At 42.6% G+C, this 9,664-nt stretch carries 11 protein-coding genes; 5 read left to right on the top strand and 6 right to left on the bottom strand.

The features are described from left to right. Positions 1-151: helix-turn-helix domain-containing protein (locus tag F6K57_RS31625; RefSeq protein ID WP_293072056.1), on the bottom strand; the 151-nt coding region annotated here is incomplete at its 3' end. A gap of 174 nt (positions 152-325) precedes the next feature. Continuing rightward, positions 326-568, bottom strand: a complete 243-nt coding sequence (locus F6K57_RS31620; protein WP_075899409.1) for a hypothetical protein — start codon at positions 566-568, stop codon at positions 326-328. A 322-nt stretch (positions 569-890) separates the two neighbouring features. On the opposite strand from F6K57_RS31620, the gene ahcY reads away from it, so the two are divergent. The 3 genes from ahcY (at position 891) to F6K57_RS31605 (ending at position 4,052) form a co-directional block, all read left to right on the top strand. Beyond that, positions 891-2,168 carry an adenosylhomocysteinase gene (gene ahcY / locus F6K57_RS31615; RefSeq protein WP_070392848.1) on the top strand — a complete coding sequence of 426 codons (1,278 nt, stop codon included), beginning with the start codon at positions 891-893 and terminating at the stop codon, positions 2,166-2,168. Between the two features lie 376 nt (positions 2,169-2,544). Next, the gene (locus tag F6K57_RS31610; protein ID WP_070392851.1) at positions 2,545-3,348 is read left to right on the top strand and encodes a DUF928 domain-containing protein; all 804 of its coding nucleotides are present in this window, start codon (positions 2,545-2,547) and stop codon (positions 3,346-3,348) included. A gap of 80 nt (positions 3,349-3,428) precedes the next feature. Next, positions 3,429-4,052, top strand: a complete 624-nt coding sequence (locus F6K57_RS31605) for an exopolysaccharide biosynthesis protein (RefSeq protein ID WP_070392852.1) — start codon at positions 3,429-3,431, stop codon at positions 4,050-4,052. Positions 4,053-4,581: 529 nt separating this feature from the next. Here the strand turns inward: F6K57_RS31605 and F6K57_RS31600 are convergent. The 4 genes from F6K57_RS31600 to F6K57_RS31585 all read right to left on the bottom strand — a co-directional run bounded on the left by F6K57_RS31600 (position 4,582) and on the right by F6K57_RS31585 (position 6,715). Beyond that, entirely contained in the window at positions 4,582-4,962 is a 381-nt protein-coding gene (locus tag F6K57_RS31600) for a DUF760 domain-containing protein (protein ID WP_070392853.1), read from the bottom strand. A 170-nt stretch (positions 4,963-5,132) separates the two neighbouring features. Next, the gene (scpB, locus tag F6K57_RS31595; protein WP_071104321.1) at positions 5,133-5,606 is read right to left on the bottom strand and encodes an SMC-Scp complex subunit ScpB; all 474 of its coding nucleotides are present in this window, start codon (positions 5,604-5,606) and stop codon (positions 5,133-5,135) included. Positions 5,607-5,621: 15 nt separating this feature from the next. Continuing rightward, positions 5,622-6,497: an ABC transporter ATP-binding protein gene (locus F6K57_RS31590; protein WP_293072055.1), complete on the bottom strand. Its 876-nt coding sequence runs from the start codon at positions 6,495-6,497 to the stop codon at positions 5,622-5,624. Positions 6,498-6,577: 80 nt separating this feature from the next. Beyond that, complete coding sequence (locus F6K57_RS31585) at positions 6,578-6,715, bottom strand: hypothetical protein (protein WP_293055942.1); 138 nt, start codon at positions 6,713-6,715, stop codon at positions 6,578-6,580. A gap of 483 nt (positions 6,716-7,198) precedes the next feature. On the opposite strand from F6K57_RS31585, the gene F6K57_RS31580 reads away from it, so the two are divergent. Continuing rightward, positions 7,199-8,707: a peptidoglycan-binding protein gene (locus F6K57_RS31580; RefSeq protein ID WP_293072054.1), complete on the top strand. Its 1,509-nt coding sequence runs from the start codon at positions 7,199-7,201 to the stop codon at positions 8,705-8,707. 260 nt (positions 8,708-8,967) lie between these two features. Beyond that, a complete protein-coding gene (locus tag F6K57_RS31575; protein WP_293072053.1) occupies positions 8,968-9,576 on the top strand; it encodes a hypothetical protein in 609 nt (202 codons plus the stop codon). Positions 9,577-9,664: the final 88 nt, after the last annotated feature.

Genomic DNA, 9,664 nt, shown 5'->3' with positions numbered 1-9,664 from the left:
AAGCATTAATTGAACAGCGATTTTCCTCGTACCAACGAAACCGATCGGCCAACAAATAGTTATATTGAGCACACAGCATTGACAGCCAGTGATCTATCTTGGCTTTTTGCTGCTTTGTTGGTTTTAACCGGTACTGGTACGCGATTCTCATTTGACTTGTTCTCTAGCTCATCGACCTACTATTAGTATACTATACAGCTAGTCAAAGCGTCAGTCATATTGAAAACAATAAAAATGACAATTAGACTTATTGATTTCGATAAAAGACAACTGGAGCAAGAAGCAAAACGGAGGGGAATGACTCAGTAATCAATACAATGAAGTTTTATAGCTCGTCTTCGTGCTCCAAAAGACCCTGTGCAAAATTCATCCCACACTCATGCTGCGCATGTTCGTTGTGGGGCTTCTTTTGCCGGACAGCTAAATAAGAACCAGTTTGATCTGCCACAGCTTGGGCAATCAAACCAGCAAAGTCTGGTCGTTCTGCCGTAATGGGATCTCTTAACGTACACTGCTCCCATTGGTAGTCGGCATTGGGATTGATGCTCAGGATATAGTGCTTCTTCATGGGGAAAAACCTTGATTAGGGGTTTACATCAGATCAGCTGACCGTCAACTCGCTATCTTCTATTATAGTACAAATATACTAGTTTCGTACTGGTCAGTAGTTACTCCTATGATGGTTTGCTGCTATTGACAAAAAATAGCGAATTTACTACATCGAAATGAGTTGTTTATCACCCGTTGATGGTAGAAATCTGTAAACTATCTTTAATCTCAGCGGGTTTAATCAGAATTTTGATAAAGCTTCCTCATCCACTGGCACTTTCTCGAACACGTTAAACTAATCAAAGCTAAACTAAAAAACGTTAACTAAAACACAAAACCTGATGATTGCAACTGCTAATCGGATTAAACACGAAGTTAAAGACCTATCTCTGGCACCAAAAGGAAAACAGCGGATTGAATGGGCTGGACGGGAGATGCCAGTGCTCAAGCAAATCCGAGACCGCTTTGCCCAAGAAAAGCCTTTAGAAGGAATTCGTTTAGTTGCTTGCTGTCACGTAACCACCGAAACTGCCCATTTAGCGATCGCACTCAAGGCTGCTGGTGCTGATGCTCTGCTGATTGCCAGCAACCCTCTGTCAACCCAAGATGATGTAGCTGCTAGCTTAGTGGTTGATCATGAGATTCCTGTATTTGCCATCAAAGGGGAAGATAACGAAACCTATCACCGCCACGTTGAAATTGCCCTGGATCACAAACCCAACATCATAATCGATGATGGTAGCGATGTTACCGCCACTCTGGTAAAAGAGCGCCAACACCAGCTCGGTGATATCATTGGTACCACCGAAGAAACCACCACTGGCATTGTCCGTCTGCGGGCTATGTTCAATGACGGGGTGTTGACATTCCCGGCAATGAATGTTAATGATGCTGACACCAAACACTTCTTTGACAATCGCTACGGTACTGGTCAATCTACCCTTGATGGTATTATCCGCGCCACCAACGTGTTGTTAGCTGGTAAAAACGTGGTTGTGGCCGGTTATGGCTGGTGTGGCAAAGGCACAGCACTTCGAGCTCGGGGACTGGGAGCTAATGTCATTGTTACTGAAATTGACCCCACTAAAGCCATTGAAGCTGTAATGGATGGCTTCCGGGTAATGCCGATGGAAGAAGCTGCTCCCTTAGGTGACTTGTTTGTCACAGTTACTGGAAACAAGCACGTGATTCGCCCTGAGCATTTCGAGGTGATGAAAGATGGCGCAATGGTGTGCAACTCTGGTCACTTCGATATTGAAATTGACCTCAAGTCCTTAGGGGAAATGGCAACGGAAGTCAAAGAAGTACGGAACTTTACCCAAGAGTACTGTTTGAAAAATGGTAAATCCGTTGTGGTACTGGGTGAAGGACGCCTGATTAACCTGGCAGCAGCTGAAGGTCATCCCAGTGCGGTGATGGACATGAGCTTTGCTAACCAAGCTTTGGCCTGTGAATACCTAGTCAAGAACAAAGGATCCATTGAACCAGGTTTACACTCCATCCCTGAAGCAGTGGATAAGGACATTGCGCGGTTGAAGTTACAAGCAATGGGCATTAACATTGATAGCCTCACCCCAGACCAAATCGAGTACATCAACTCTTGGACTTCTGGTACCTAAAACTAGGGTAATCCCTTTACGATACTGGTTCAATAATCCTGATATCTCTTTTTGGGTAATCGGTTATGGGTAATTAGGTAATGGGTAATGGGTCATGGGTAATTGGTAGTTGACAATGACCGACTATCGATTGCCCTGACCGGCCTAAACGATTTAAAATGGCACCTCTAAAAACTTTTGTATCCTTGACAAGGAATAAGATATAGTATAGAAAAGGTTTGGAACGGCAAGTTAAGATCAACCACTTAGCTAGAATAAAATAACAAACTTATATTGACTCTTGCATAAATCTCTAAAAAGAGGGTGATAAATACTATAGCCACATGGCAAAAATTGACTTTTGCAAGAGGTCTATTAATGAGTAGGGTTATTGATTATGATCTGGCAACAATCTCCAACCTATCTGGCAGTGCTGACTACAATGCTCTCGGCTGCACTGGTAACTGACTTCACCGCACCCCAGTTACTGGCACAGTCATACCCACACCATGAAGTGGGTGCATACTTCCCACCACCACCAGAGCGAGGATCACCGTCTAGAACCCTTGGGGCTGGGACACATATGATTAAATTTCCACCAGTACCAGAACGAGGAGAACCTAGAAGAACAGCAGGAGGAGGGTCTCGTAGCTATTCCTGTACTGACAGCGATGACATCCCTTTGACTGCTATCGTGCCTGCCAATAATCTGGTCACAACCGTGGCGGCTAATCCGACACTGTTCTGGTATGTTCCCAAAACTACAGCCTCCGAAGCAGAATTTGTGTTAATTGATGACCAGAATCAAGAGGTTTACCTGACCAGCGTGAGCCTGGATAACACGAACGGTATTGTGCAACTGAGCGTACCGACAACCGTACCTCTGACCATGGGTAAGAAATACAAGTGGTTTTTCGTACTCGTTTGCGATCCTCAAGAGCGTAGCCGAGATCATTGGGTTCAAGGAATTCTAGAGCGTACTGAACTTAGTCCAGAATTAGCGCTTAATCTAGAGCAGGAGCAAAATACCTTAGAACAAGCCAAACTATATGCTGATGCTCTGATTTGGCAAGAAACTCTGACTACTATCGCCCAGTTACGGGATTCCCAGCCCCAAGCATGGGTAGATCTGATCAAATCAGTGGGCTTAGAAGCGATCGCTAACAAACCGTTTCTGAATTGCTGTACAGCTAGCAATTAATCTTATCAGTAATGTCAGGGTAAGTGCTAGAAAGATTAGTATAGATTAGTATATTAACTTTTATAACTAATCACTACTAAATGGCTAAACTCTCTGTAGAACTACAGCGCTATTTTTTTGAGGAAGAGCAAGAGCCTCAGGTAAGGCTGGCAGATATTTTGACCCTAGCGGGGGAACGTATCTTTGGGTTTATATTCGTTATCCTATCTCTACCTTCAGCTTTGCCAGTTCCAGCACCGGGTTATTCGATTCCCTTTGGAATTGTGATCTTATTGTTGGCTATTCAGCTCATCGTTGGTGCCAAACGCCCCTGGCTACCAAAGAAGATCATGAATGGGAAAATGAAATTGGAAACCGTGCAGGGTTTTCTGAAAATAGGACTCCCTTGGTTGCGGCGGATTGAGGCAGTTACCCGTCCTCGCCTAACCTATATTTGTACCAGTTTGCCTGGTCGGATATTTATGGGGAGTGCGATCGCATTAATGTCAATTTCGATGATGATTCCGATTCCAGGGACAAATACCGTTCCAGCTATGGGAATTTTTATCACTGGTTTTGGCTTAACTGAAGATGATGGCGCAATTAGCCTAGCCGGTTTAGTGGTGTGCCTGATCGGAGCAAGCCTCTCCATCTCAATTCTGTTTGCTCTATGGTTTGGTGGCACAAGTCTAGTTGACCAGATTAAGATTTTGCTGGGTCGTTGAAGTTCTCCCCGCCCACTCCGCGTCGAAGGTTTTGTTTGGGTTAGGGTAATGGATAATGGGTAACAAACTTCGCCGCAGTTGTCGGTAACGTTGGACAAGGGAACTTTGGATCAGGCCAGAATAATTGACGCAAACAGTATAATAAAACTACTAAGGTTGCTAGGTCTAATCGATAATCGGTAACAAGTCATCGGTAATAAGTAATCGGTAATGGCTAATCACAATTACCATTTACTCATTACCTATTACTCCAAGATTTACAATATCTGAAACTATTGATGCTACCGGAGATGATACTATCTGAAATAGTTAAATTTGACCATGCACGGTTATCCTCCTCTATAGGCTAATCCTCCCCTGGGATCCATCTCGACCTGGGTCTAAAAAGGAAAAAGGGACAATAGATTGTGATAGTATCATCCCTTTAACCTATTCCGTTTAGTCTTTTTCCCAAGTTAATCATTCTGAACATAGTGCCATTCACTGGTGTGTACCTAACGAGCGTAGGTATTAAACCAGAGGACATCTATTATGACTCAGTTGGCTTTGGGGAATCGCTACGCTTTTCACTGGGCCGCTTCTGAGGACGTAAGGGAGTGGAGTTGGTTAAGTTGTCTTCAAGAACCATACGCTGTTCCATCTGACGGAGAAAATAACCAGTCATCATGGCTGACGCCAGCAATCCAGCTAAATTTTCCCGATCAGTGGTGATTTGAACATTAAAGTTTTCTGATGGCAGCATCCCTACTAGCCCCTGAACGTTCTGAGAGATGATTTGTTGGATTTCAGGGCTAGCAGACTTCGCAATCCTTGCTAAAACATCAGAAGGTTGATTCTGGAGGTATTGCAGCAGTTGGTTCGCTTGAGGCTCTGCTCCTGGGGAACTTAGAAAATCGGGGTTGAATACCATTAGGAATTTTAGGTTTGACCTGCTTCATCTCGACTTTTCTATACTCTAAACGATTGTGAGATCAGCTGAATCAGCTTTCGGGGATAAATCTAACTTTTTTCGGTAGAAATTCTGAGTAAAAAAGCTTACTTAAAGGAATCTTGAAGTTTTTGTAACCCTTAGCATAGCTTCTATTGGGGTGGCAATAGCTGCTCAACTTCAAAGTGTTGATGAAATTTTTCGGTAACTTGTAACCAGTAGGAACGCCCCTCAGTTTGTCTACGTTTCTGGACAAAATCGAGTTCGACCAGTTCCTGGATATGTTGATACGCTCCACTGCCGCGAAGGTTGACTAGGTCAGCTTGAGTAATCGGACCTTTAAGAGCGATCGCAGCTAAAGTCCTCAAAGCACCTGTGCCCAATTCAGCGGGAATTAAGTTTTGCAGTAATTCACTAAACGTGGCTCGTAACTGTAAGCTATACCCAGCAGGGGTTTCCACAACTTCTAAAGCACTGTCCCGGTGGGCATAGTCTGCCATCAGTTCAATCAAGCCATCCGCAACTTTTTCGCGATCGCATTGGGCATACTCTGAGATTTCCTCTATAGAGACCGGCTGTCCCTTCAAGTATAGAATCGCTTCAATTTGGGTAGCTAGACGAGGCATTGTTTTAATTCGCTTCTAATCCAATTGGCGTCCTGTCAATTCAACAAAGATATCTTCCAGGTTGGAGGGACGAACCATCACACCAGTTTTATCGGGTAAACTTTCGAGATAGCCACTCGCTTGTTCCAGAGTCGGAAAAAATTTGTATTCAAAGCGTTCATTGAGTTGTTTGATCAGTAATCCTTCCCCATGTTGGTGGCGCAACTGTTCAAATGTACCTAATTCGATTAGTTTACCAGAATCCATGATACCGATCCGTCCTGGCTTGCCAGCGCCATAGCGATCGCACAAAAACTCCACTTCTTCCATATAGTGGGTAGTTAGCAATATCGTCATACCTTGGCGATTCAAATCCCGAATAATTTCCCACAGGCGACGGCGGGTTTGGGGGTCTAATCCTACTGTAGGCTCATCCAAAAATAGAATCTTCGGTTGATGTAACAGCGCTCTAGCAATTTGCAACCGACGCTTCATTCCCCCAGACAGAGTTTTCACTAAACTATCCCGTCGGTCTATTAGCTCTACATACTCTAACCACTGATTAATCAGCCGCTGACGCCCAGGATTGGCAATGTGATGCAGCCGTCCGTGGAGTTCCATGTTTTCCCAGACAGTCAGGTCAATATCCACGCTAGTTTGCTGCAAGACCACACCAATATTTTCCTTGACCTGATCTTTTTCTTCCACAACGTCGTAACCCGCTACCTTAATTTGACCCTTGGTCGGTTCAGTTAACGTAGTTAGCATCCGAATTGTCGTGGATTTACCAGCACCATTCGGACCAAGCAAACCAAATATCTCTCCTGATTCAATGGTAAAGGAGAGGTCATTGACTACAGGGACTTTATCGTAGATTTTGTAGATGTTCTGGAGGGAAACAGCTGGGGGCATAGATTCCTTAGTATTTATGATATTGAGTCAATAGGCTTGAGCTAACCTGCTTCTACACCACAGGTTAGAAGGAAATTATATCATGTCGATATATAGCAATTCTCATAGCTATGACGTACAGAATTTCGGGATTTTAGGGAACAGGGAACAGCGGATCTGGGAACAGGGAACAGATAAGAGGAAATAGGAAAGCGCACCTCACAGGGAATCAAAGTCAAAGAATACTGTACCTCATAACTGCGATCAACGCTATTATTCCGTGAATAAAAAGAGCAGTAATCGCAAATTTACCCACAAATACCACTGCTACAGTTGTAGTTATCGATATTAACTATCAGGTCATGAACATATTATTCATTTTACTATTTTATCTTAAATCCTTAAACTTGATTAAGTTAAATTAATTGTTTTTTTTATATAAAATACTTAATAGCTCATAGCTATTTTTTTGGCCTTATTACTTATGATATTATTATCTATTGCCTATTGCCTATTGCCTATTGCCTATTGCCTATTCCCTGTTCCCTGTTCCCAGATCCGCTGTTCCCTTTGAGCAATTTAGGTATCCCAATCTAAATGGTTAACAGCTGATTATATATAGACAAATAATCAATCTTTAGGTTAAAACAAATAGGGGCTGTTCCTTTGGTTACTCCATCAGCTATCAGCTACAGTTATTGAATTTAATCTTAGAATTTACTATGGCAATATTTCGGATTTCAGGTCGGGTAATCGATTCAAACACCAGTGGCGTCGTTTCAGGACTAAGGATTGAAGCATGGGATAAAGAGCTTATTGTCAACAACTTGGTAGGTAGCGCCATCACTGATCACCATGGCAGCTTTGGGATGGAATTCGATGAATCCTATTTTCAAGAGCTGTTTGCTGACCAAAGACCAGACATTTTTTTCAAAGTATTTTGTGATCAGCAACTGGTCAAAAGCACCGATAATTCAGTGCTGTGGAATTTGGACATTGGGGATACTAAAGTCTTGATAACTTTGGATAATTATAGCAAAGATAACGTTTACAAAAAATCCCTAAAAGCTGCTGATCAAGGTGTTGAAGATAATCCCAAACTATTATATCTCGGTATTGCTAATTCATCATACAAACAGCAAATTAAAGATTATCCTTCCCGCCTGACTCAGAAACCCGATGGTAAACATCTAGTGTCTGGAATTAAAGCGGATCAGACTTTCAGTCCTTATCCAATTCTGGGGCAACTTCCAGAGATTGATCAGCAAGGGTTAGAGTTTCTCCATCAAGACATCAAAGAAGCATGTGTCTGTGTTGGTAGTTTTGAAGACCAAGAGTTTAAGGTAAAATGGTTGGGACGAAATGCCCTAAGTAATGACGAATTCTGGAGTGGTACTAAGATTATACCCATTATTAATCTCGTGTCTCGCCTTAATAGCAAATCTCCTAATGACGATCTTGATAAGTGTACAATTCGAGGCACAGACCAAGCTGGAAATCAACGAGATATTCCCGTTTGTGATTTAATCACAGATGTGATCAGTTATGACTACAATACAGCAAGTTCTAATTGCTTAGGGGCAATGTTAAAGCGCTTTGCTCCTCAAATGGACTTGGAAAATTGGCTTAAGCAGATTACAGGCAATGATAGCCTGATTTTCCGTGGCCGATATGGGGAAAAACCCTTTATCGAGTACCCCCAGTTGTTTGGTAGCACAACCAAAAGCATAATTCTAACTGCTGACCCTGAACCCCCTCAATGGGAAAGTAATACTATATCGGCTTATGATTTAAATCGGATGATCTCAATGGTGGGTTGGCATAATTACATACCGGAAGCATGCCAGCTACCAGGAGTTAAGTGGGATAGTCTCGAAAGTATCATCAGAGCAATGGGGAACGATCCAGCTCGGTTAGTTGATTTAGCTATTAAAGAGTTGGGTTTGTTGAATATGATTGACTCAACCGTGATTATCTCAAAACTCGGCAACGGAGTTACCAGTATTAGGAACAGAACCGAAGCAGTTTATGTCGCCCTAGTTAAATTAGTTAAGCCTAGTCTTGACGATTCCCTCAAGCCAGCTAAATTGATTACCTTCAGTATGGCGCTACGGGGAGCAAAAGTGCTTGAGCCAAGAGATTGCAATCGTGAAGCGGTGGAACTTGATGCCAGAATAGCAACAGAAGTGACAGAGATTTTGCGCAGAGCGGTGATGGGTGAATTGGTTTGAATATAGTGTCAATTGGGTGAAGTACTTTCGTCCTGGATTTTAGGGAGTAGGGAGCAGGGAGCAGGGAGCAGGAAAAAATCCTGTGTACCTCACTTGTGATCAGAATTGCTATAGCCAGTTTGATCAATTTTCACGGTAAGTGTCCGGTTACTGTCTAAAGTCCAAGTAAATGTAAGTAGTTATATCAAGTTCGGTTAATTATCTCCCAAGTAGTCTCTGGATTGTACGCCAGAAGGGATATCATCATTAGTCAACCGGACTTGATATTAGATCGTGGCCAGAAACGTTTTATGCTTGGGTTTTTTAGGGTCGGGTTGAGACAAAAATTTAAAGCCGTGTGGGTACAAAAACCTAAAGAAAAAAAGTATATATTCTCGTCTAACTACTACAAGATTTTCTTGGATATCCAAAGACGATGTGACTTTCAAATTTCTTTTTCAAAGTTTCTTTTGTCCCTTTTCTTTGTTCTGCAATATACTATCCCTATTTTTTTAGCAGCTATCGGAGGGATTACGGCAGGCAATGACTTATTGGTCTCGTTTATTCAAGAATTTGTTTCTGATGACCAAGCTGAAAATATCGTCAAGTTTTTTATATTTTTAATTAGTCTATTAGGGACATTATTCGGCACTATAAGCGCCACAACTAACCCTTCGGAAAGCTATGATAATGCAGCAGCGTTTCATAACAAATTTTGTGAGTTTAAGATTAATTTAGCGATAGATATGAGGAATCTTGAACTTACTAATGCTATGGAAGAAGATTACCTGCAGCTTCTGAAGGAAAAAAATACTAATCTTTCGGAATTGATTGAGGAATATAATCAGAAACGGTCGATTGATAAGAATCAAGTAGGGGGAGACAATTAAGAGGGGGGAGTGTGGGAAGTGTGGCTGGTCGGCCTGGGCGAGTTCTCCGGGCTGCCGCTGCCGCGCACGCACGACGTTGCGCTAATAG

The organism is Moorena sp. SIO4A5 (assembly GCF_010672005.1).
Lineage (GTDB): Bacteria > Cyanobacteriota > Cyanobacteriia > Cyanobacteriales > Coleofasciculaceae > Moorena.
This window is presented reverse-complemented; position numbering and strand designations above follow the sequence as displayed.